This is a genomic window from Hymenobacter sp. UYAg731 (assembly GCF_054061335.1).
On sequence record NZ_JBSSEC010000003.1, the window covers coordinates 645051 to 665145 of the forward strand.

The 20095-nt window shown below is 62.6% G+C and carries 21 protein-coding genes; 11 read left to right on the top strand and 10 right to left on the bottom strand.

The features are described 5' to 3' along the window. Positions 1-61: 61 nt before the first annotated feature. The 3 genes from ACVWYF_RS10860 (at position 62) to ACVWYF_RS10870 (ending at position 2519) form a co-directional block, all read left to right on the top strand. Positions 62-1603 (top strand): ArnT family glycosyltransferase, encoded by a 1542-nt coding sequence (locus ACVWYF_RS10860; protein WP_457067729.1) that lies wholly within the window; start codon positions 62-64, stop codon positions 1601-1603. A gap of 55 nt (positions 1604-1658) precedes the next feature. After that, the gene (locus ACVWYF_RS10865) at positions 1659-2042 is read left to right on the top strand and encodes a hypothetical protein (RefSeq protein ID WP_457067731.1); all 384 of its coding nucleotides are present in this window, start codon (positions 1659-1661) and stop codon (positions 2040-2042) included. A gap of 66 nt (positions 2043-2108) precedes the next feature. Then, a complete protein-coding gene (locus ACVWYF_RS10870; RefSeq protein ID WP_457067733.1) occupies positions 2109-2519 on the top strand; it encodes a hypothetical protein in 411 nt (136 codons plus the stop codon). Between the two features lie 42 nt (positions 2520-2561). Here ACVWYF_RS10870 and ACVWYF_RS10875 read toward each other — a convergent pair whose 3' ends face one another. Beyond that, entirely contained in the window at positions 2562-3197 is a 636-nt protein-coding gene (locus ACVWYF_RS10875; RefSeq protein ID WP_457067736.1) for a hypothetical protein, read from the bottom strand. A 116-nt stretch (positions 3198-3313) separates the two neighbouring features. Continuing rightward, entirely contained in the window at positions 3314-4780 is a 1467-nt protein-coding gene (locus ACVWYF_RS10880; protein WP_457067739.1) for an aldehyde dehydrogenase family protein, read from the bottom strand. A 248-nt stretch (positions 4781-5028) separates the two neighbouring features. Between ACVWYF_RS10880 and ACVWYF_RS10885 the strand changes: the two genes are divergently transcribed. Together ACVWYF_RS10885 and ACVWYF_RS10890 are read left to right on the top strand one after the other, a co-directional pair. Continuing rightward, positions 5029-6231: a phosphatase PAP2 family protein gene (locus ACVWYF_RS10885; RefSeq protein WP_457067741.1), complete on the top strand. Its 1203-nt coding sequence runs from the start codon at positions 5029-5031 to the stop codon at positions 6229-6231. A gap of 80 nt (positions 6232-6311) precedes the next feature. After that, positions 6312-6794, top strand: a complete 483-nt coding sequence (locus tag ACVWYF_RS10890) for a DinB family protein (RefSeq protein WP_457067744.1) — start codon at positions 6312-6314, stop codon at positions 6792-6794. An 80-nt stretch (positions 6795-6874) separates the two neighbouring features. Here ACVWYF_RS10890 and ACVWYF_RS10895 read toward each other — a convergent pair whose 3' ends face one another. Together ACVWYF_RS10895 and ACVWYF_RS10900 are read right to left on the bottom strand one after the other, a co-directional pair. After that, on the bottom strand, positions 6875-7546 hold the full coding sequence (locus ACVWYF_RS10895) for a hypothetical protein (protein ID WP_457067746.1): 672 nt from the start codon (positions 7544-7546) through the stop codon (positions 6875-6877). Positions 7547-7647: 101 nt separating this feature from the next. Next, entirely contained in the window at positions 7648-8517 is an 870-nt protein-coding gene (locus tag ACVWYF_RS10900) for an SDR family oxidoreductase (protein WP_457067749.1), read from the bottom strand. 138 nt (positions 8518-8655) lie between these two features. On the opposite strand from ACVWYF_RS10900, the gene rluF reads away from it, so the two are divergent. From rluF to ACVWYF_RS10925, 5 genes are all read left to right on the top strand, one after another. Next, entirely contained in the window at positions 8656-9750 is a 1095-nt protein-coding gene (rluF, locus tag ACVWYF_RS10905) for a 23S rRNA pseudouridine(2604) synthase RluF (protein WP_457067752.1), read from the top strand. A 45-nt stretch (positions 9751-9795) separates the two neighbouring features. Further along, positions 9796-10641, top strand: a complete 846-nt coding sequence (locus ACVWYF_RS10910; protein ID WP_457067754.1) for a hypothetical protein — start codon at positions 9796-9798, stop codon at positions 10639-10641. Positions 10642-10652: 11 nt separating this feature from the next. Then, complete coding sequence (gene rlmF / locus ACVWYF_RS10915) at positions 10653-11627, top strand: 23S rRNA (adenine(1618)-N(6))-methyltransferase RlmF (protein WP_457067757.1); 975 nt, start codon at positions 10653-10655, stop codon at positions 11625-11627. Between the two features lie 166 nt (positions 11628-11793). Then, on the top strand, positions 11794-12597 hold the full coding sequence (locus ACVWYF_RS10920) for an FkbM family methyltransferase (RefSeq protein ID WP_457067759.1): 804 nt from the start codon (positions 11794-11796) through the stop codon (positions 12595-12597). A gap of 130 nt (positions 12598-12727) precedes the next feature. Then, on the top strand, positions 12728-13225 hold the full coding sequence (locus tag ACVWYF_RS10925) for a cold-shock protein (RefSeq protein ID WP_457067761.1): 498 nt from the start codon (positions 12728-12730) through the stop codon (positions 13223-13225). Positions 13226-13302: 77 nt separating this feature from the next. Here the strand turns inward: ACVWYF_RS10925 and ACVWYF_RS10930 are convergent, their stop codons facing one another. Then, on the bottom strand, positions 13303-13557 hold the full coding sequence (locus ACVWYF_RS10930) for a hypothetical protein (protein WP_457067763.1): 255 nt from the start codon (positions 13555-13557) through the stop codon (positions 13303-13305). 51 nt (positions 13558-13608) lie between these two features. Continuing rightward, on the bottom strand, positions 13609-13959 hold the full coding sequence (locus ACVWYF_RS10935; protein WP_457067765.1) for a hypothetical protein: 351 nt from the start codon (positions 13957-13959) through the stop codon (positions 13609-13611). Between the two features lie 153 nt (positions 13960-14112). On the opposite strand from ACVWYF_RS10935, the gene ACVWYF_RS10940 reads away from it, so the two are divergent. Beyond that, positions 14113-14295: a hypothetical protein gene (locus ACVWYF_RS10940; RefSeq protein WP_457067767.1), complete on the top strand. Its 183-nt coding sequence runs from the start codon at positions 14113-14115 to the stop codon at positions 14293-14295. A gap of 88 nt (positions 14296-14383) precedes the next feature. Here ACVWYF_RS10940 and ACVWYF_RS10945 read toward each other — a convergent pair whose 3' ends face one another. The 4 genes from ACVWYF_RS10945 to ACVWYF_RS10960 form a co-directional block, all read right to left on the bottom strand. After that, the gene (locus ACVWYF_RS10945) at positions 14384-15589 is read right to left on the bottom strand and encodes a tetratricopeptide repeat protein (protein WP_457067769.1); all 1206 of its coding nucleotides are present in this window, start codon (positions 15587-15589) and stop codon (positions 14384-14386) included. Positions 15590-15731: 142 nt separating this feature from the next. Beyond that, complete coding sequence (locus ACVWYF_RS10950) at positions 15732-16865, bottom strand: putative sensor domain DACNV-containing protein (RefSeq protein WP_457067771.1); 1134 nt, start codon at positions 16863-16865, stop codon at positions 15732-15734. 234 nt (positions 16866-17099) lie between these two features. Beyond that, positions 17100-17345: a PID-CTERM protein-sorting domain-containing protein gene (locus ACVWYF_RS10955; RefSeq protein WP_457067773.1), complete on the bottom strand. Its 246-nt coding sequence runs from the start codon at positions 17343-17345 to the stop codon at positions 17100-17102. Between the two features lie 56 nt (positions 17346-17401). Continuing rightward, positions 17402-20044 (bottom strand): ice-binding family protein, encoded by a 2643-nt coding sequence (locus ACVWYF_RS10960; protein WP_457067775.1) that lies wholly within the window; start codon positions 20042-20044, stop codon positions 17402-17404. Between the last annotated feature and the right edge of the window lie 51 nt (positions 20045-20095).

Sequence of the window (20095 nt, forward strand, 5' to 3'; positions counted from 1 at the left end):
GGGTAAGCTTGACGATACAAAACGGCGGGTAGCAGTAGGACTGTTTTTCGGGATTCTATTGATGCTCGGCCCCTTGCTGGTGCGCGACTACGGCATGGGCTGGGACGAGCGCGCCGACCGCCTGGTGGGCTACATGAGCCTGCGCTACGTGGCCCAGCTAGTGGCCCCGCAGGTGCTGGCCGCCGGCCACTTCACAGGCATTCACGAGCTGGCCACCCACGGCGATGCCGACCACGGCCCGGTGTTCCAGATGCTGCTGGCGGGGTTGGAAATCGCCTTTTTCCGCCACGACCCGCGCGGGGCCGGCTGGATGCGGCACCTGCTCACCTTCGGCGTATTCGTGGCCGGCGTGTGGGCCGTGTACCGGCTGGGGCGGCTGCGGTTTTCCAGCTGGCGCTGGGGCTTGGCGGGCGCGGCGCTGTTAGTACTCTCGCCGCGCATCTTCGCCGAGGCATTCATAAATTATAAGGACATTGTGTTCCTGAGCCTGTTTGCGCTGGCCATCCTTACGCTCACGCGGCTGCTGCACCGGCCCACGGTACGTGGTGCGCTGCTGCACGCGCTGGTCTGCGCCCTGGCTACCGACGTTCGCACGATGGGCATCCTGCTGCCGGGCCTCACCGTGGCCTTTGGAGCGCTGGAGATGTGGGCGCGGCCGGCGCGGCGGGTGGCAATTGTGCGGGCGTTAGGCTGGTATTTGGGGGCGCTGGCTCCGCTGGTGGTGCTGTTCTGGCCGTTTTTGTGGGAAGCGCCGGTGGCCCGGTTCTGGGCCTGTTTCGGTAGTTTCCGGCGCTACCGGCAAACCATGAAGGTGTTTTATCTGGGCGAGTTAATATCCTGCCAGCGACTGCCGTGGCACTACCTATCGGTGTGGCTGCTGGTGACCACGCCGGTAACCTACACGGCGCTGGCCATGGGCGGGGCCTGGGCAATGCTGCGCGGGCTGCTGGCCCGGCCCACGGCGTGGCTGCGCCACACCACCAACCGGCAGGACTTGCTATTCGGAGCTTGGCTACTGGGGCCGTTGGTGGTGATAGTTGCCATTCAGTCAGTAGTATACGATGGCTGGCGGCACGTTTATTTCATCTACCCGGCCTTCGTGCTGCTGGCCGTGCATGGGCTGCGGACGGGCGTGCAGGCCTGGCAGGCGGCCCCGCCGACCTCGGCGGGCCGGCGCGTAGGCTGGCTGACGAGTGGGCTGCTGGTTTTGGGCATGGCGCACACGGTTTTTCGGCAGGTCCACGACCATCCGTACCAGTACGGCTACTTCAGCTTCCTGCCCGGGCCGGTGGCGCAGCGCCTGTTTGAGCGAGACTATTGGGGCTTATCGGGCCGCGACGGGCTGGCCTGGGTGCTGGCCCACGACCCCAGCGCCACCGTAGCCGTCAGCGACACGCTGCCCCAGAAAATCACGATGCACAACAATGCCCTGCTGCTGTCGGCCGCGCAACGCGCCCGGTTGCGCTTTGTGCCCCACGCGCAGGCCCAGTATTTTCTGGGAATCTACCGCTGGCACCCCGGACCCTACGAGCCGCAGTTTGGCACACCGGTTCATGACATTCGGGTGGATGGCATGACGATTCTGACGGTGTTCCGGCGCTGAACCGACTACCTTTTCAACCTCCTGTTCCAACACATTTTACCGTATGTTTGAGCAGATGAAGATGAAACGCCGCCCGACTCTTCCGTACTTGGTGCTGCTGCCGCTGCTGGCAGTGCTGCTGTTTGGCAACTGCGGCGGTGGGGTGCGGGGAGTAGTGGATGGCATGAGCCGGGCACGACAAGACCGGTTTCGGGACATTTTTGCCCAGCGCCAGGCCCAACGGGCCCTCGCCCGCCAACGCCTGCACGGCCGCGCCCGGCGGGTGGCACTTCAGCGCCTCGATTCCATCCGGACTGCCCGCATCGACAGCTTATTCCGGTTCGATTCCTATGCCAAAGAGAAGTTTGCTCATCGCCGCCGTAAGATGACGCGCCAGATGCTTTCGCCGGATAACCGCCCGCTGATACCCGCCATTCGCATTCCCATTGATACCCGTTGAGGCGGCCGCCATAGCCGCCATAGCATTTTCTGCGTATTGATAGCAGTACCGCTATTGATGCACCGCATGCACTTCCCCCGCTTTTTTACCCTGCTGACGTTTAGCCTGGCCACGGCCAGCTGTTCCGTCTTCCATCACCGCGACAAGCCCGCGCCCGTGGTCGAAACCGTACGTACCGCCGACTCGCCCACGCCGCCCGCCGCCGCCCGCGACCTCGCCGACGTGATGGCCACCGACCTCCAACTCACCCCCGAGCAAACCGGCCGGGTCCGTAGCATCCTCAGCAATACCGTGACGCAGGCCAACGCCGCCAAGGAGAAATTCCCGCCCCAGTCGCCGCAATTGCTAGCCGAGCAAAAGCGCATCAACACCACCTCCCAGCGCGAATTGCAGCAGACCTTAGGTCCCGTCAAATTCAAGCAATTCATCGCCAACCAGCGCAAAATGGCCGCCGAGATGCAGCAGCGCCAGAAGTAGCTACTGCCGTGGCTTTTGCGTAGCCAAAGCCCACTTATCCCATCAATGCCGCCGCTGGTACTGCTCCACCGTCTCCCACAGCCCGGCGTAGCGACCTACGCGCCGGGTTTGCGCACCCGGCGCAGGCGTGAGTTGAAAGGAAGTCAGCGCACCGTTCTGACGCTGATAATGCACCGTGGCTGGGTCCAAAGCTAGCAGGCGTAGTGTGTCTCTACCAAAGGATTGCCACCTGATGCGCCAGCCATCTATTTCCAGCCGTTCTACCCTCCATTTGTCATCGGAATCGGTGGGAATGTTCAGGTAGTACCTGCCCTGAAAGCGCCTTAGCTTGCCGGCCCTCGGCCCCGCAAGCGTGAAAATGGTATCGGTCCAGAGCCAGCTGTCGCGCACCGAATCACGGCCAATCAGGCGCAGCGAGTGCAGATGTCCATCCTGCTCATAAGTTGAATCTGCCCGGAGTTGGTGGTTCGCCAATTCCAGTTGATGCCGGCTGAGCAACCAGGTTTGCAGCTCCTGTCGCCAGACTGCCGTGCGACCAATGCATAACGACTTGCTCGAATCCTTAGCTGTATATACGGCACATTCCCGGGCCGGGAAAACCGCCATATCACCTGCCTGGGCCGGAAACGGCTGCACGAAGCGCACCTCCAGCCCCTCGTCGCAGGCGGTCAAAAGCATGCTGGCACAAATGAGCCAGCTGCCTTGCAAAAATTGGGATGCCGTCATGCTTGTTCATCCCTGACCGCCGAAAAAGTAACCTACCGCCGCTAAGCCGCTCCCGCAACAATTTGTTTCTACAAATACTTCACCAGCAGGCCCACCAGCTGCTTCACGCGACCGGTGTAGGGCGGGTACATGGCCTTTATGCCGGTGAAGCCCACCCGCTGCCGCATCACGCCCTTCTCGTTGCTGAAGGCCAGAAAGCCCGAATGCCCGTGTGCCTTGCCCAGGCCGGAGTTGCCCACGCCGCCGGTGGGTAGCTCGGGGTGGGCGAAGTGCAGCACCGTCTCGTTCACGCCCGCGCCACCGGCCGAGATATTATTCAGCAGATAACGACGGTTTTCAGCGTTGGTGCTGAACACGTACTGCGCCAGCGGCTTAAGGCGGTCATTGATATACTCCGTCGTTTCAGAAAGGGTTTTGAAGGTAAGCACGGGCAGCAGCGGGCCGAAAATCTCCTCTTCCAGCACGCGGGCCGTAGCCGGCACGTTGGTCAGAATAGTGGGCTCGATGTAGTTCTGGGCCTCGTCCACGGTGCCGCCCGTGACCACGGTCGCGCCTTTGGTCTGGGCATCCTCCAGCAGGCCGGCGAGGCGGGCGAAGTGCTGCGCGTTCACGATGCGGGCCAATGAATCGGACTGCTCAATGCCCGCCCCGGCGGGGTTATAGGCTCGCTGAATGGCGGCCGTGAGTTCGGTCAGCAGCGCGGACTGCACGCTTTCCTGCACCAGCAGGTAGTCGGGGGCCACGCAGGTCTGGCCGTTGTTGAGGAACTTGCCCCACACGATTTTCTCGGCCGCGTCGCGCAGGTCGGCGGTTTCGTCCACCACGGCAGGGTTTTTACCGCCCAGCTCCAGCGTGAGGCCCGACAGGTGCTCGGCGGCGGCGCGCATCACAATCTTGCCCACCGCCGGGCTGCCGGTGAAGAAAATATGGTCCCAGGGCAGTTTCAGTAGTTCAGTGGCAGTTTCCTTGTCGCCTTCCAGCAGCAGCACCTCATCGGGCCGGAACAGGTCTTCGCACAGCTGGCGCAGCAGTGCGGAGGTGGCCGGGGTTTGCTCGGCGGGCTTGATGACCACGGCATTGCCGGCCGCGATAGCCGAAATTAGCGGCCCCACGGCTAGGTAAAACGGATAGTTCCAAGGTGAGATAATCAGCACCACGCCTTTGGGCTCCACCTGCACCCAGGAGCGGGTGCCCAGCAGCGCCATGCTCACGCCTACTTTGCGCGGGGACATCCACTTTTTGAGGTGGCTGCTGGTGTGCTTGAGCTCAACCAGGGAGGTCCAGATTTCGGTGAGGTCGGTTTCGGCCGTGGGCTTGCGAAAATCGGCCAGCAAGGCCTGCTGAATGTCGGTGCGGTGCGTGTGTAGCCAGCTGCTGAGATTTTGCAGGCGGGCGCGGCGGGCCGCCACGTCCTCACTGCGCAGGGCGGGTGTGCGCCGCCGCAGAGCATCAAACTGCGCCTGAAACTGGTTGGCGGAGGCCATGGGCGCGGCTTGCGCTTCGGCAGCATCATTCACTAAAACAGCAGGTTGCATAATAAACGCCATTAGCTCCGCCGGCCTTCGCGGCCAGCTTCGCAGAAAGATACGCGGCTTGCACAACATTTCGGGCCGCCGTGCGTCTGCACGGTCGGTTTTAGTCCGTAGGTACATCTAACGTTAAGTAGGTGTTACCTTTGCAGCTTGCTATTTGGGCACCGGCCCGCGTTTTTTCATTCTATACCACCCGCCTCGCCGGCGCTAAAACCGGCCCGGCCCGCTGATATTCCTGGTACTTTTTTTCCGTGATTTCTCTTTATCCCCGCCGCACTTCGCGGTTGTTTGCTGCGCTGCTCGTTCCCCTGCTAGCTCATTCCGCCGGCTTCACCCAGGCCCGGGCGCTACCGGCTACGATTCTTGATTCGATTATTTCCAGTCCCTTGCCCGCCGACACGCTGGCCGCCGAAGCCCAAAAGCCCAAGCCGACCCGCCTGACGCCCCTGCCGATGGACTCGCTGCCGCACATCCACCCGCGCGACGCCCACGGCCGCATCACCGACTATACCGTGGCCCCCGGCGTGACCTGGCACTATGACAAGCCCAAGCCCTTCGAGTGGGCCTACCACATTCCGCGCGATTTGGGCCAGTTTCCCGGTTACGTGTTCCGCAAGGAAAACAAGGAGACGCTGATTGAGATAGTGGCCGGCTCGGTGGCGCTGTGGGTGGCCGACCAGTACATCGTTGACTGGAGTCAGGATTTTGGCAAATTCATCGGCCTGAAAGCCGCCAGCACCCAGAAAAGCCTGATAAGCATCCCTTTCCACGTCGGCTCGGCCAACTTGCCCTTCGAGTTTAACGTGCCCGATAACCTCAACAGCACGTTCTACTTCCTCGGCGATGGCTGGACGCACCTCACTGTGGCCAGCAGCTTTTGGATTTATGGGGGCATCAAGAAGGACAACCGTGCCCTGCGCACCTCCAGCCAGCTGGGCGAGGCCATTTTCAGCACCGGGCTGGCAGTTCAGACGCTGAAGCGCCTCACCGGCCGCCAAAGCCCCTACGTATCCACCCAGGACCGGGGCGAGTGGCACCTGTTCCCGTCGTACAACACCTACCAGAACTTCGTCCCGAACTACGACGCCTTCCCCACCGGCCACCTGGCCACGGCCATGGCCACGGTCACGGTCATCGCTGAGAACTACCCCGAATACCACTTCATCCGCCCCGTGGGCTACGGCCTGATGGGCCTGCTGGGCTACTCCATGCTGAATAACGGCGTACACTGGGCCTCCGACTACCCGGTGGGCATCGCGCTGGGCTACGCCTTCGCCAAAATAGCGGTGCGCAACGGCCGCACCCGCGTCGAGCAGCCCGAAGCCACCGACCCGACCGTACACGGCACCGGCTTCCAACTGCTGCCGCATCCCAAGCCGTGGTATCGCCGAGGCCTGTTTTCGCCCTACACCTACGGCCCGTTCACGGGGGCCAGCTGGTCGCTGCGGCTCTAGAAGCCCGCAATCCTAACCGGCGGCTTTTATCGTTAATGATAGCCCCAGCACGGGCTTGCGTTATTCCTATCCGCTATTCTATGCCTGACTTCCTCTCCGATTTTCCCAACCCGGACCTGGCCAGCTGCCAGATTGAGCTGACCCGGCAGCTGGCTTTGCTGGGCCAGCACTGGCCCACGTTTTCGGAAGCCGAATTGGTCGAATTGCCCGGTGCCGGGCGCTGGTGCCGCAAGGAAATTCTGGGCCACCTCATCGACTCGGCCACCCACAACTACCACCGCTTCGTGCTGGCGCAGCTCGCCCCGTCCCCGCTACGACTCGAACCCTACGACCAGGAAGCCTGGGTCCGCATCGGGGCCTACCAGCACCGCCCGGCCGCCGAGCTGCTCACGCTCTGGACCAGCCTCAACCGCCAGATTCTGCACCTGCTGGCCCGCCTGCCCGATGCCCTGCTCGACCACGAGTGCCTCTCGCTCAACGCCAATCCCGTCACCCTGCACTGGCTCATCGCCGACTATGTGTTGCACCTAGAGCACCACGTCCGGCAGATTATTCATCATTAAGCTAATCAGCCGACCATAAAAAAAACCGCTCCTGATTTGGAGCGGTTTTTTTATGGGTTATTCGAAATGACCGACAGGGCTTACTTGAACAAGCCCTTTTTCACGGTGCGGTGGCCGTTTTCGTCGATTTTCACTTTCGTGCCGTCGGCCATTTTGATTTTCACCGAGCCATCATCGGCACGCTTGATTTTAGCGCCGTTTTCGTACTTCACTTTGTGGTCGCCGTCGTTCTGGTTCTCCAGCTTCTTCACGCCCGAGCCTTGGCCCACGCTGCTGCCGGTGCGGCGGGCAGTCGTCGTCGTCGTGGTGGTTACCGTGCCCGGGGCCAGCGAGTAGGGACCGTCGCCGTAGTTAGCGCGGTTGGCGGAGTAGGTATTGTAGTAGTCCGGGCTGTTCAGGTCGGTCCGGATGGCAGTATCAGCGTCGTCGTTGGCCTGGCGGATGGCGGCGTAGCGGCCGGTGGTATCCGTGGCGTATTGGGTTTGCAGCGCGTTTATTTTGCGGCCGCGGGTGTAGTAAGTCCGCTCGATGCGGCGCACCACCACGGTATCGGTCAGCTTGAGGTCCTCGGCCACGCGGGCGGCCATGCGGCGGGCATCGTCGTAGGCGGCCATCGTGTCAACGGTCGTGGTGGTCGTCGTAGTCGTGGCCTCCGGCGTAGTTGTGGTGGTGGTTTCAACTTTTTTGTCCTGCGAGCAGGAGGCGGTGGCCAGCGCGGCGGCGGCCATCAGGCCGAGCAATTTGAAGTTCATACAAGCAAAAATTAAAGAATTAAAAACGGCCATGTAGCCATTTTTAGGGGCTGATACGGTGGCGCTTGCCGGCAGGTTGTGCGGCCGCGCCACCGCCCGGCCTAGGCGTTTACCACCGAGCCGCCGTTGGGATGCAGCGTCTGGCCCGAGAAATACGAGGCGTCTTCCGAAGCCAGGAACACGTAGGAAGGAGCCACTTCCGAGGGCTGGCCGGCGCGGCCCATGGGCACGTCGTGGCCGAATAACGGCAGCTTCAGCAGGCCGATGCCTGTGATAAACGGCGTCCAGATGGGGCCGGGAGCCACTGAATTTACCCGAATACCTTTCTTGATGAGTTGCAACGACAGCGCCCGCGTGAAGGCCGTGATAGCCCCTTTAGTGGAAGTGTAGTCCAGCAGCATTTCGTTGCCCTTAAAGCCGTTCACCGAAGCCGTGTTGATGATGGAATCGCCCTCCTTGAGGTGCTTCACCGCCGCCCGCGCAATGCGGAACATGGCAATAATATTCAGGTTGAAGATGCTGTCGAGTTCCTCGTCCTTGATTTCTTCGAGCGAGTCGTGCCAGTTCTGCTCGGCCGCGTTGTTCACCAGAATGTTGAGCCCGCCGAGTTCGGCCACGGTGCGGTCCACGATTTCCTGGCAGAAGGCGGGGTGCTTGAGGTCGCCGGGCAGCAGCAGGCAGCGGCGGCCGTGGGCCTGCACTATTTCCTGCACCTTTTCGGCGTCCTGCTGCTCGGTGGGGAAGTAGCAAATGGCCACGTCGGCCCCTTCCACCGCGAAATGCACGGCCACGGCCCGGCCAATGCCCGAGTCGCCGCCCGTGATGAGGGCCACTTTACCCTTGAGCTTTTCAGCTCCTTTGTAGCCGTCCCGAATGTATTCGGGCTCGGGGGTCATCTTGTATTCGAGGCCGGGGTGGCCGGCCCCCGCGTCCTGGCTTTGGGGCGGGAAAATGGTGGGCTTGTCAGACATATAGTAGCTATTGAGAGGAAATGGATGCTTTTCCTAACGGCAGGCTCGGGCCGGGGTTACGGCCCGGCCCCGTTTCTGCACGGCGTACCTTTGTCGGGGCGCTCGTGCGCCGCGTTTATTCTTTTTGATTTTTTGCCCATGCCTCCTGCTTCCTACACGCGCCTCAATAAGTTCATCAGCGAAAGCGGCATGTGCTCGCGCCGCGAGGCCGACCGCTACATTGCCGAAGGGGCCGTGCTGCTCAACGGCAAGCCCGCCCAGATTGGCGACCAGGTTGGCCCGCGCGACCGCGTGAGCGTGAACGGCCACAAGCTGGAGCCCAAGCAGGCCGAAGACGCCGTGTACCTGGCCTTCAACAAGCCGGTGGGCGTGACGAGCACGTCGGAGCCGGGCGTGCGCGGCAACATCGTGGACTACGTGAACCATGCCGCCCGCGTGTTCCCCATCGGGCGGCTAGATAAGGATTCGTCGGGCCTGATTTTCCTGACCAGCGACGGCGACATCGTGAACAAGATTTTGCGGGCCGGCAACTATCACGAAAAAGAGTACGTGGTCACCGTGGACCGCATTCTCACCGACCGGATGCTGGACGAAATGGCCCACGGCATCCCCATGCTGGGCGTGGTCACGAAGCGCTGCGTCATCGTGAAAGAAACGCCCTATATCTTCCGCATCACGCTGGTGCAAGGCCTGAACCGCCAGATTCGGCGCATGGTGGAGCATTTCGGCTACGAAGTGATGAAGCTGGAGCGCGTCCGCATCATGAATGTCAGCGTGAAAGGCCTGCCCGTAGGCGACTGGCGCGAGCTGACTCCAGAGGAAGTGGCGGGCATCATGAAAATGGTGTCCAAATCGAGCGGCACCGAGGAAGCCTCCGGTGGCCGCCGCAGCCAGCCCAAAACGGCTAAAGCCGCACCGCAGGACCAAAACCCCGGCGACGGCCGGCCCGCCCCGCGCCCCCGCAAGCCCGGCCCACCCACCATGTACAACCCCTCGGGCACCGGCTGGTGGGGGCCGCGCCCCGAAAAGCCCGGCGCGACCGGCACCAAGCCCGGCCTGGGCGGCACCAAGCGCCCGCCCAAAGCGGGCCCCGGCGGCGGCTCCTCTCGCCCCAAAAGCGGCGGCGCAGGCGGCCCGGCCCGGCCCAAAACCGGCACTCTGGGCAGCCGCCCGGCCGCCAGCGGCAAGGGCAAAGCCGGCGGCGGCCGCAAAGGCACCACCCGGCCCCGCTAGGTCGGCGGCGGAATTATCACTCCCCGGTTTGCCGTTAGCCTTCGGATGAAGCACGTTTTCCTGCTACTCTGCCTCTGGCTGCCCGGCGTGGCCGCGTGGGCTGCCCCCGTGCCCCTGCTCCCACCGCTCGTCATTGCCGAGCAGTTTGTGGCCCCCGCCGGCTGGCCCGCCATGAAAAGCTACCTCTGCTGCGAGGTGGCCGGCCAGGTCAGGCGCCAGACCCTGGGCCAGCAGATTCCGCCCCGCGTGCTACGCGCCTGCCAGCTGGTCCGGCAGGACTCGGCCACCGCCGTAGTGGCCGTGGAGCTGCGCGACTCGCTGAGCCGCCGCGACTTCTACCTGCACTTCCACCGCGAAGCCGAAGGCTGGAAGCTGAGCGCCATCCGCAACCTGGCCATGACGCACCTGGGGCCACCCATGGTGGCGCTGCTAGCCGCAATGCCGCCCGCCGAAGTGGCTGACTACGACCGCAAGCACCCCGACGCCAGCCATGCCTTCACCGTGGGCAATCTGCGCCTCTGGACCAGCGCTGATGCCGACATTGTTGCCCATTTCAACGCTCACCGGGCCGCTTTCCAGGAAGTGCTGAACCGGGTGCAGACGGGCCGGTTTTTCGACCCCGTTCTTGGTGCCCACGAAGCCACCGACGAGCAGGCCGCCAACGCCGACCCCGCCGTACACGCCCTGTTGCGGCAGCTCTACCTGGGCCGCGTCACGCGGCGCGCCATCGGCTGCGGCAGCTGCTTGGAGTTCGTCATTGGCGGCAAAATCGATAGCACGGTGGGCCTGCTCTACCAGCCCGAAGCCGCCCTGCTACCCGCCATGCAGCCCGATGGCCTCATCGTGCTCCGGCCGCTGGGCGACGGCTGGTACCTCTACAAAACGACATAATTACTCCATTGATGAAGCCCGACGTTACTCCTCCCCTGGCCGAAAAAGACCAGCTGCACCCGCGCAACCCCCACCGCGCACCTTACGATTTCCCGCTCCTGAGCAAAGTCAGCCCGGAGCTGGCAGCCTTCGCACGCCCCAACCCCCACGGCAGCCTGTCGATTGACTTCGCCAACCCCACCGCCGTGAAAGCCCTGAACCGAGCGTTGCTGAAGCATTTCTACGGCATCGAGCACTGGGACATTCCCAAGGGCTACCTCTGCCCGCCCATTCCCGGCCGGGCCGATTACGTGCATTACCTGGCCGATTTGCTGGCCGAAAGCAACGGCGGCGTCCTGCCGCCTGGCGAAGAAATAACTGTGCTCGACGTGGGCGTGGGGGCCAACTGCATCTACCCCATTATCGGCCGGCGCGAGTACGGGTGGCACTTCGTGGGCTCCGATATCGACGGCGTGGCCGTGCGCGCCGCCCAGCAGATTGAGGCCGCCAACCCCACCCTGGCCGGGGCCATCGAGGCCCGGCTGCAACCAGCCCGGACCCGCATTTTCGACGGCCTCATCCAGGCCGGCGAGGTGTTCGACCTCACCATGTGCAACCCGCCATTCCACGCCTCGGCAGCGGCGGCAGCAGCGGGCTCGCAGCGCAAAACGGCTGGCCTGGGTGCCGGGCGCGGCCCCCGGCCGGTCCTGAACTTCGGCGGCCAGAACAACGAGCTGTGGTGCGAGGGCGGCGAGGCCGGCTTCATCCGGCGCATGGTACAGGAGAGCGGCCGGCGGCCCCGCGCCAGCTACTGGTTCACCTCACTCATCTCCAAAAAAGAAACCCTGCCCGGCGTGTACCGCGCCTTGCAAACGGCCGGAGCCACCACTGTGCGCACCATCGAAATGGCTCAGGGCCAGAAAAAAAGCCGTTTGGTGGCCTGGACTTTTCTCTCGCCCGCGCAGCAGGAAACCTGGCGCAAAACCCGGTGGGCGGCCGCGCACTAAGCCGACCTTACGGGCCGCTTGGCGCAGCCACAATGTAACTCGCACATCTCCTGACGTTTCAGATAAAATCGTTTACTTGCTGCGGCGCTGAATACATTGTCATTCCGGTGGCTTCCGCTTTGCCCGGCAGCACCTGGTTTCCCTTCCACCCGCTTGCCGCTGCTCTATGAAAATCCAGAATGAGCGCCTGTTATTTCTGTATTGCAAGCTGCGGTACCTACGCAACCACCAAACCCTTAAATCCCTGAAAGTCATGGACGAAGGGCGGTTTTTTATTTACGACCTAGGTGATATTCGTATCGCAAGCGAGTCGCTTAGCTGGTACCTGAGCCGGGCATACCTGGAAAAAGAAGTGCAGCGGGTGAGCACCCATTACTATACCCCCCAGCCGGGCGATACCGTGGTGGACGTGGGCGCGGGCCTGGGCGAGGAAACCAGCATTTACACCAAACAGGTGGGGCCATCGGGCCAGGTATTCGCCATCGAGGCCAACCCAGTGGTATTCCGGGTGCTGCGGCAGCTTATCGAAGACAGCCAACTGCGCAATGTGAAGCTGTTCAACATCGCCATCAACGATGCGCCGGGCACCGTCGTCATCGATGATGCCCCCACCAGCTACCTGTCCTCTTCGCTCAACAGCCAAAACGCCGGCACGGCCTACGAAGTACCGGGCCTGCCGTTTGAGGCTTTTTGCGCGGCCCAGGGCATCCGCCGGATTAACCTGCTCAAGGTCAACATTGAGGGTGCCGAGCGGTTCTTCAATACCGTGTTTGCCCGGCCCGGGCTCAATATTCTCAACGTGGCCATTGCCTGCCACGACTTCCGGTTTGAGGCTGAAGGCAATGCATTTTTTCGGACCAAGCAGCTCGTGACCGATTACTTGCAGGCCAACGGCTACGAAACCTGGTCGCAGCAAACCGGCACCCGCTACATCGACGATTGGGTGTACGGCCGGAAGCTTTCGGCCTAAGATGGCCCCGGCAAAAGGGGAATCTTGAATACCCTCTACTTATTTCGTATCTTCGTCGTAATCCACTCCTCCGCTTGCCTTTCTCACCAGATTTGCGCCAGGCGGATACAATGATTTAGCAGCAAAAACTATGGGTAGGTCTCAAGAGACATTTGGTAAAAAAGACAACGAGAAAAAGCGCGCGAAGAAGAAAACCGAGAAGGAAGAGCGCAAAGTTGAGCGTCAGGCCAACGCCAAAAGCGGTGCGGCCTTAGAAGAGATGTTTGCCTACGTGGACGAAAACGGCAACATTACCTCCACCCCGCCCGACCCCACCAAGAAGCGGGTCATCAAGGACGAGGACATCCGCATCAGCATTGCCAAGCAGGAAGACCGCGAGCCGGAAGATGCCGTCCGCACGGGTTCGGTGACCTTCTTCAACGACTCGAAGGGCTACGGCTTCATCAAGGATTCGGTGACGCAGGAAAGCATTTTCGTGCATGCCAACGGCTTGGCCGGCGGCCCCATCTCGGAAGGCGACAAAGTAAACTTTGAAGTGGAAATGGGTGCCAAAGGCCCCAACGCCGTGCGCGTGAAGAAAGCCAGCGCTACGCCGCCCCCGGCTGCCCCCGCGCCCGCCGCCGAGTAGCGAATCAACGTCACCGGAAAGCCCCGTTTCCGACGCTATGTTAGCGTCGGAAACGGGGCTTTCCGGTGACATCAGTTTTAGGCGTTGCCGTCCATTGCGGCCAGGTTGTCTTCGGCAGCGGTGGTATCGGGACTGGCCGAAGCACCGTTTTTGCCGGTGCGCTTCGCCAGCATACCCAGGCCCACGGCGGCCAGCGCCGCGCCGGCCAATAGCTTTTGGGTGGTGGTGAGCTTACTTTTTCGCAGCTTTTTGAGCGATTTGGCGGCTCCGCTGAGCAGGGCTTTCTTTTTGGCAGGCTTGTTTTTGGCGGCTTTGTCTTTGGTCTTTTTCATAGCGCGGGTTGGTTGAAGGTAATGCAATACCGGGCGGGCACTTGCCGCCAGTTATTCTTCGGAAAAGTGCTTGGGAGCTTTGCGGGGGTGTTTGGGGGCGGCAGGGGCTTCTGCTTCAGCGGGCAATGCCTTGGTAGCGTGCCGGGCGGGCATTTCTTCGGTTTCGCGGGTGGCCAGGTAGGCCAGGCCGGCGGCGGCCAGAGCCAAGCCGCCCACCAGCTTCTGGCCGGTGCTGAGCTTGGAAATTTCCTTCGTCACTTTCCGAAACTTCTTGAGCGACTGGGCCGCAGCCTCCAGCATATTATCCGAGGCCTGGTCTTTTTTCGAGTGCTTCTTTTTGTCTTTGCCCATGAGAAGTTGCGGTAAAACGGTTTCCAGCAGGAATTGGAAGGGGAAAGCCATGGCGATGAACAGCAAACGCAGCGCCCGATGAGGCCGGCAGCGCCGCTAGCTTAGGGTATTCGCAAGGGAAGCCCGGAAGGTTGCCGAAGCCATCACTAATCTGAAAGGTCAGCGCACCGCACTTGCTAACGGGTGGGCCACCGAAAAGTATCATTGAGCACCGAGAAGCCGCTGGCTGGCACTCAGTACCGCATCGGGCATGCCTACGGCAAGCTCGTCGGCAGCGGCTCCTTTGGGCAAGGGGCCTTGGATGTGGCCGCACTGCCCGCCGGCATCTATACCATCCGCATCATCACGACAGACCAGCAGAATATCACGCGCCGCTTCGTGCAATAGCCAACGCAGCTGCCGCTTACACCCAAAAGGCGGCCTAGATGGGCAGCTTTTTCAGTAAAGAGTTCGCCGTTTGCTTGTAAAACAAGGATTATGGCTTGCTTTCGGCCAGTCCTTTATCAATTATTTGAAACAATGGGTTATCCGGCTTGGCTACTTTCTTCAGCTCTTGCCGGGCCGTGAGAAAATGTGGCCGCGCCACCTGCGGACGCTTGAGCTGCATGTTGAGAATGGCGAGGTACATGTGCAGCAGGCCCTGCGCAGCGGGAGTTTTGGGAGCGTTGGGTCGCTGGCTGCTGAAGAAAGCTTCAGCCTCGGCCCATTGGCTTTGGGCCTGGTAGATATCCATAATATCAGAAAACATCTGGTCAGCCGCCGGATTGAGCTGGTAGAGCCGGGCGGCCCAGGTGGGGGCATCCGGCGCGTGGGTATTCACGGCCAGCTCCAGCAGGTTGCGGAGCGTGGCGTAGTTCTGGGGCTGCAGGTCCAGGCTTTGCAACAGGGCTTTTCTGGCTTCGGCCGGCTGCTGCTGCTGCTGGTACAAGGTGCCCAGCATGCGGGCCGCGTCGGCCTTCATCTCGGGGTCGGTATAGAGCCGGAACGAGGTTTGCGCGTACGGAATGGCCTCAGCGGGCTTTTTCAGCTGCATGAGGGCGTAGGCTAGGTTGTAGGGGGAATCGGGGTATTGCGGGTTCAGGGCAATGGATTTTTCGAACGGTGCCACGCTGGGCTGCGCCCGTCCCTGCGCCAGCTGCGCGTAGCCCACGGCGTAGTACGACATAAAATCGCCGAGCTGGTGGGCGTGGGCCTGGCCGTAGTGTTCAATCACCAAATCCAGCAGCTGCGCTTCGGTTTTATCCTGCTCGCCGCAGTGGCAAAGGGTCACGCGGTAGTAATAATCGCCCAGCCCTTGGCTCAGGCGGTAGTCCTGCGGAAAGCGTTTCCGCAGCAGCGCCAGCGTTTTGGGGATATCGAGCAGGTGCATGCTGTACTGGCCCTCCTTGCCACGGAGCCGGTCAACCGTTTCGCCGGGGGACAGGTCCTTTAGCCCAAAACCCTGAAAGCTGAGGGTAATCAGGTAGTAGTTGAGCAGCAGCTTTTCCTTTTGAAGCACCAGGGCCGGCTGTTGGTCTTTGGGGTCAGCTTTGTCCAGTACCTGATATGCTGACTCATATTTCTTCTCCGTTTCCAGCTTGGCGGCTTGCGCCAGTACGGCTGGCGCGGTCGCCTGGCTCATTCCCAGCTGAGGCAGCAGCAACAGCAATGCAACCTGGCAGAAGCGTATTGGAGAAGGCATCGGTGTGTTTTTTGAAAGAGCGGAATAATGCGCTGCTAAGCTACTGAGCCGCTATCCAAAATCAACCCTACAAAAAGCCGTCATACTTCGGCTACGCTCAGCATGACGGCTTTTTTATTACTCGGATACTCACCCGGTATCCTCACAGCAGCAGCACGTCGATGCGGTGCGCGTGTACTTGACTTAGCACATCTGACCATGCAAAGACCGTAAAAAACCCATCCACCGAGGCCACCAGGGCAATGGTATCGTGCTGGTCATGCACGAACTGGGCGGCGGCCAGGTGGCGGGTGCCGCCGTTCTGGGCCGGGTGCAGGTGCCGGGGCTCGCTGCCCACCACTGGCTCTGTCAACACCATTTGCTCGACGGGCGTACTGGTTCTGGCCCGCGCCACCTTCGCCCCAAAGGCCAGCAGGTGGTATCCCTGGGTGATGACGGTGGCCCCATCTACGGCCGTGAAACCGCCCACGATACCGATGTTGCGCCGTAGCGCCGCTTGCCACTTGCGCTTCGACTGGCCCGGCCGCTGCACGGCCCGGATGCCGGTGTAGGCCGGGGCCACGGGGTAATTCAGGGGCTGCACTATCGAGGTTTGCCACTGGGCGGAGCCGGGCGGCACCACCAGCACCAGCCCGCCCCGGCCGTGGGCGCGCATGGCGGCGGCCAGCTCCAGCAGCACATTGTCGGTTTCACGGGTTTCGGGGGCGGGCAGGCTGCGGCCGGGCAGGAAGGCGCGCAGGGCCGCGCAGTCGTTGAGGCCGCCGTGCTCCTCGTCGATGAGTTGGAGATGGTCGCCGCGCAGCACGGCTACGTTCACAAATTTGCCAAAGCCGCCGGCGCGGCGGTGCTTCACCACCAGCAGGCCGGGTTCCACTACTTCGAGCACGAAGCACAGCGGCGGCACCCGCGTGGCCGTGCCCCATACGTAGAGGCCGTCGGCATCGTGCCACACGCCGAGGTGCAGGCCGGGCTGCTCCACGGCGGGGGCCAGCTTGAGCAGGTTGGCGGGCGTGAGGCGGCGGCGCTGGCCAAACACCAAGGGCTGCCGGGCCTGCTCCAGCGGCAGCAGCGCCAGCGAGATGCGCGGCGAGTAGCCCTCTTCCCGGCCCAAGCTGGCCCAGAAGGCCACGTCAATCACGGCTTCTACCCACTGCGCCTCTGGCGGGGATGCTAGGTGGGTTTCATCCTCTTCGCTGGCCGCCCGGTGCCGCGCAAAGTGGGCTTCAATGGTGGGAGCCGCCATGCGGGCCGTGAGGTAGGTGGGTTCGGAGAGCATGGGGCAAAGATGGGGACAGACGGCGGGAAGCTATAACCCAAAAAAAGGCCGAAGTGCTTTGCAGCTTCGGCCTTTTTTATATTTCTGACGCAGTACATTCAGTCAGGATACTGTTCAGCAGACTCCTCAAAACACCTCTGCACAATGCGAAAGGAATAGTTAGAACGGCTTCCTTCGATAACCAAAGTCCTTACTGGCAGTAGTGCAGGCACCATTCCACAGGAGTGCGGGTGGCTATTTATCGGATAGACCGGCGTTGATTGACCGACGCGCCAAGCGGCGCGCCCGGAGCTGCTTGAGGCCGAAAGCAACCCCACCAGCGAGCAGCAGCGACGCACCACCATCGATAGGCGTTTCGGTGGGTTCAACGGGGTCGGGCCCCGGTGTGGGGCCGCCCGAGGTGGGCTGGGCCAACGCGGGCAGGCTAGTTAGCGCACAAAAGACCAACAGGCGCGCGGCGGAAAAGAAAATGGATTTCATGAGCGGGAAGGCGTTAAGGATAATACCGGGCCGGCACAGAGGCCGGCCCGAATAAATTATTGAATCACTACGCGCTTGGCCAGCGTGGCCGCGCCCACCCGCAAGCGCAGGGTGTAGACGCCGGCGGCCAGGCCATTGGCGTCCACGGTCAGGCTAGTACCGGTGGGTGCCAGTGCGGCATCCTGGCGACGCACTACCTGGCCCAGGGTGTTGAGCAGGTCGGCGTGCAACTGCGTGGCCCCGGCTACGGCCGGTACGAGTACCGTGAAGGCATTGTGGGCCGGGTTGGGGTAGAGCGTCACCTCGGCAGCCGTGAGTGCCGACGCGGTGGCCAGGGCGGTGCGGGCAGCAAAGTGCAGCATGAAGCGGCCCGTCATCGCGGCAGCAGCCTGCGTGCTGGTCACGCTAAACGAATAGGCCGGCTGCAAGCGCAGGTTCACGGTCTGGCCGGTGGTGGCATCGGTGAGCAGGGCATCGAGGCTGGCCGGCAGGTTGTTGAGGGCAGCAGCGGCCAGCGTGTAGGTGCCGGCGGCGGGCACGCCCACGGTCAGCGGCAGCACGGTGGTGGTCGTAAAGGTTGGGCGGCCATCAATGGCCAAGGCCTCGTTGGTGGTGGCCACGCTGGCCAAGTTCAAGCCCGAGGGGTTGGGCAGCTTCTGGGCATCGTAGCGGGCATCGAACCCGGCAGTGGCGCTGGTTTCGGCGTAGGCGTAGAGGAGGTCGGCGGTGCCGGTGGCGGCGCGCAGCTCCAGCTGCACCATGGGCCGGGTATCGGCCGTGGCACGCTGGAAGGCGGTGTTGTTGAGCGTAGTCAGGCGCTGGCTGTTGCGGAAGGTGAGCGCGCCGGTGGTCTGGCCGCTGCTCACGCGGGCAAAAAAGCCCTGCGCCACGGGCAACACCGAGTTGCCGATGCCGGGGGTTGCGCCAACGGGGGGCAGGTAGGCGCGGTACTGGCCGGTGTAGGGGCCGTCGCTGGCATACACGTAAATGGCGGCATCGAGGCCGGTGCGGTCGGCGGGGGCCACTAGGCTGTAGTCGAGGGGCGCGGGATAGGGGTTGCCCACCAGCTGCCAGCCGGCATCGGCGGTGTTGGCCGAAGCGGCGGCGTTGCGGCTCAGGCTCAGGGACTGGGTACCCGTGGTGAGCATGCCCACGAAATCGACCAGTGCCGAGCCGCTGATGTTAACCGCGTAGCCCTGGCCAACGGCCAGCGGCGTAGCCAGGCTGGCGGGTACCACAAAGCCTTTGTCGAAAGCCGGCAGATTGTTTGTGGTCGTCACCAAGCGGCTTTGGTCGTAGCCAAATACGGTGGGAAAAGGCGTGGTACTAGCCGGCGAGGCCGCCGTATTGTACGCGTTGCCCTGGCTGATTTCAGGGGTGAAGAAGCCCGCCGTGGTCAGGTCGTCCACCGTGCTGCCTGTAACCGGGGCGCTGTAGTGGCGGTAGCCCTGGCCTGGGTTGCTTGAGGCGATGTAGCGCTGCACGGTGGCCATACCGTTCACCGCACCGGTGCCGCTGTTGTCGACCAGCGCCGTGCCGGCGGCGTCCGACAGCAGCGTCAGCGTCCGGCCGTTGGTGGTGAGGTTGCCGCTGGCGGGGGCCAGTACGCCGTGGATGCTCACGGCACCAATCTGGAGAGCGCCGGCCGGATTGGCAATGGTCAGGCCCCAGAGTTGGGTGCTGCCGCTGCCGCCGAGTAGTTGCGCGGTGATGCCGCTCAGGCTAGTGGTGCCCGCCGTGGCGCTGATGGTGCCGCTGTTGCTCAGCGTAGCTTTCACGTCGAGGGTGCCGCCGTTCATGGTCAGGCTGGCGCCGGTGCCGATGGTGAGGCCGTTGGCCAGAGCATTGCCGGTGGCAATGATGGGGAAAGGCGAGCGGCCCGTGCCCACAATGGCATCGACTGTGCTGGTGGGCACGCCCGCCGACCAGTTTGCTGGCTTAAACCAATCGGTATCGATGCCACCCAAAGCGGTGCCCAGCCAGCTGGTGGTGGTAGCCGCCGGGGCTACTACCACGCCCGGCAGGGTGGCCGTTCCCGAAGTCAGCGTAATGGCGCCCTGGCGCGAAAGGCCGCGGCCAGTGAGCTGCGCGCCCGCAATCATGATAATGCCGCCGTCGACCAGCAGCGTGCCCTGCATCACCGAGTTTTGGCCCAAGGTAGCCAGTCCGCCAATCTGCCAGTACACGTTGTTGGCGTTAGCACCCCTGATGAGGAGCACCTGTGAGTTTTGGGCCGTGGTGAGGGCTCCGGTTACTTGCAGGTAGAAGGTTGCGTTCGGGTCGTTGTTGCCGTCCAGAATCAGCGTGCCGGCCAAGGTCGAGGCCCCACCCACCGTGTACGCGCCGGCGCCCATGGTCACGGGAGGAGTTCCGCCAAAAACCGCCACCGGGCTGTAAACAATCGCCGACATGTGCCCGTAGGCACCCTGCACCGCCGTAGCCGCTTGCGTCGAGCGCGTGTCGGCCACGTGAATGGCCCCGTTTACCACGCCCGGGGGAAATCCGTTAAAAGCACCGGCATTGGTGCCAATGTCGCCATTGACGACGCTCGGGCCGTTGTTGTCGATGGCCCCGACCGCGGTGAACAATGCGAAGCCGGATGCCAGGCCCAAAGCCGGCGGCGTATTTTGACCGAAGCTGACCCGCGAAGAGGTCAGCAGCAAGGTCAAGAACAGGAGAATTAGTAAGCGCTGCTTCATATGAGGTAATTGGAGGATGGATGAATTTGCACCCTGCAAAATTCCTCCTCC

Coding starts and splice junctions, on each gene's coding strand:
- rlmF (WP_457067757.1), top strand. CDS start 10,653: ATGAAGCCCGACGTTACTCCTCCCCTGGCCGAAAAAGACCAGCTGCAC.
- ACVWYF_RS10930 (WP_457067763.1), bottom strand. CDS start 13,557: ATGAAAAAGACCAAAGACAAAGCCGCCAAAAACAAGCCTGCCAAAAAG.
- rluF (WP_457067752.1), top strand. CDS start 8,656: ATGCCTCCTGCTTCCTACACGCGCCTCAATAAGTTCATCAGCGAAAGC.
- ACVWYF_RS10955 (WP_457067773.1), bottom strand. CDS start 17,345: ATGAAATCCATTTTCTTTTCCGCCGCGCGCCTGTTGGTCTTTTGTGCG.
- ACVWYF_RS10935 (WP_457067765.1), bottom strand. CDS start 13,959: ATGGCTTTCCCCTTCCAATTCCTGCTGGAAACCGTTTTACCGCAACTT.
- ACVWYF_RS10865 (WP_457067731.1), top strand. CDS start 1,659: ATGAAGATGAAACGCCGCCCGACTCTTCCGTACTTGGTGCTGCTGCCG.
- ACVWYF_RS10875 (WP_457067736.1), bottom strand. CDS start 3,197: ATGCTTTTGACCGCCTGCGACGAGGGGCTGGAGGTGCGCTTCGTGCAG.
- ACVWYF_RS10860 (WP_457067729.1), top strand. CDS start 62: ATGCTCGGCCCCTTGCTGGTGCGCGACTACGGCATGGGCTGGGACGAG.
- ACVWYF_RS10870 (WP_457067733.1), top strand. CDS start 2,109: ATGCACTTCCCCCGCTTTTTTACCCTGCTGACGTTTAGCCTGGCCACG.
- ACVWYF_RS10920 (WP_457067759.1), top strand. CDS start 11,794: ATGAAAATCCAGAATGAGCGCCTGTTATTTCTGTATTGCAAGCTGCGG.
- ACVWYF_RS10925 (WP_457067761.1), top strand. CDS start 12,728: ATGGGTAGGTCTCAAGAGACATTTGGTAAAAAAGACAACGAGAAAAAG.
- ACVWYF_RS10950 (WP_457067771.1), bottom strand. CDS start 16,865: ATGCTCTCCGAACCCACCTACCTCACGGCCCGCATGGCGGCTCCCACC.
- ACVWYF_RS10910 (WP_457067754.1), top strand. CDS start 9,796: ATGAAGCACGTTTTCCTGCTACTCTGCCTCTGGCTGCCCGGCGTGGCC.
- ACVWYF_RS10890 (WP_457067744.1), top strand. CDS start 6,312: ATGCCTGACTTCCTCTCCGATTTTCCCAACCCGGACCTGGCCAGCTGC.
- ACVWYF_RS10880 (WP_457067739.1), bottom strand. CDS start 4,780: ATGCAACCTGCTGTTTTAGTGAATGATGCTGCCGAAGCGCAAGCCGCG.
- ACVWYF_RS10895 (WP_457067746.1), bottom strand. CDS start 7,546: ATGAACTTCAAATTGCTCGGCCTGATGGCCGCCGCCGCGCTGGCCACC.
- ACVWYF_RS10960 (WP_457067775.1), bottom strand. CDS start 20,044: ATGAAGCAGCGCTTACTAATTCTCCTGTTCTTGACCTTGCTGCTGACC.
- ACVWYF_RS10945 (WP_457067769.1), bottom strand. CDS start 15,589: ATGCCTTCTCCAATACGCTTCTGCCAGGTTGCATTGCTGTTGCTGCTG.
- ACVWYF_RS10900 (WP_457067749.1), bottom strand. CDS start 8,517: ATGTCTGACAAGCCCACCATTTTCCCGCCCCAAAGCCAGGACGCGGGG.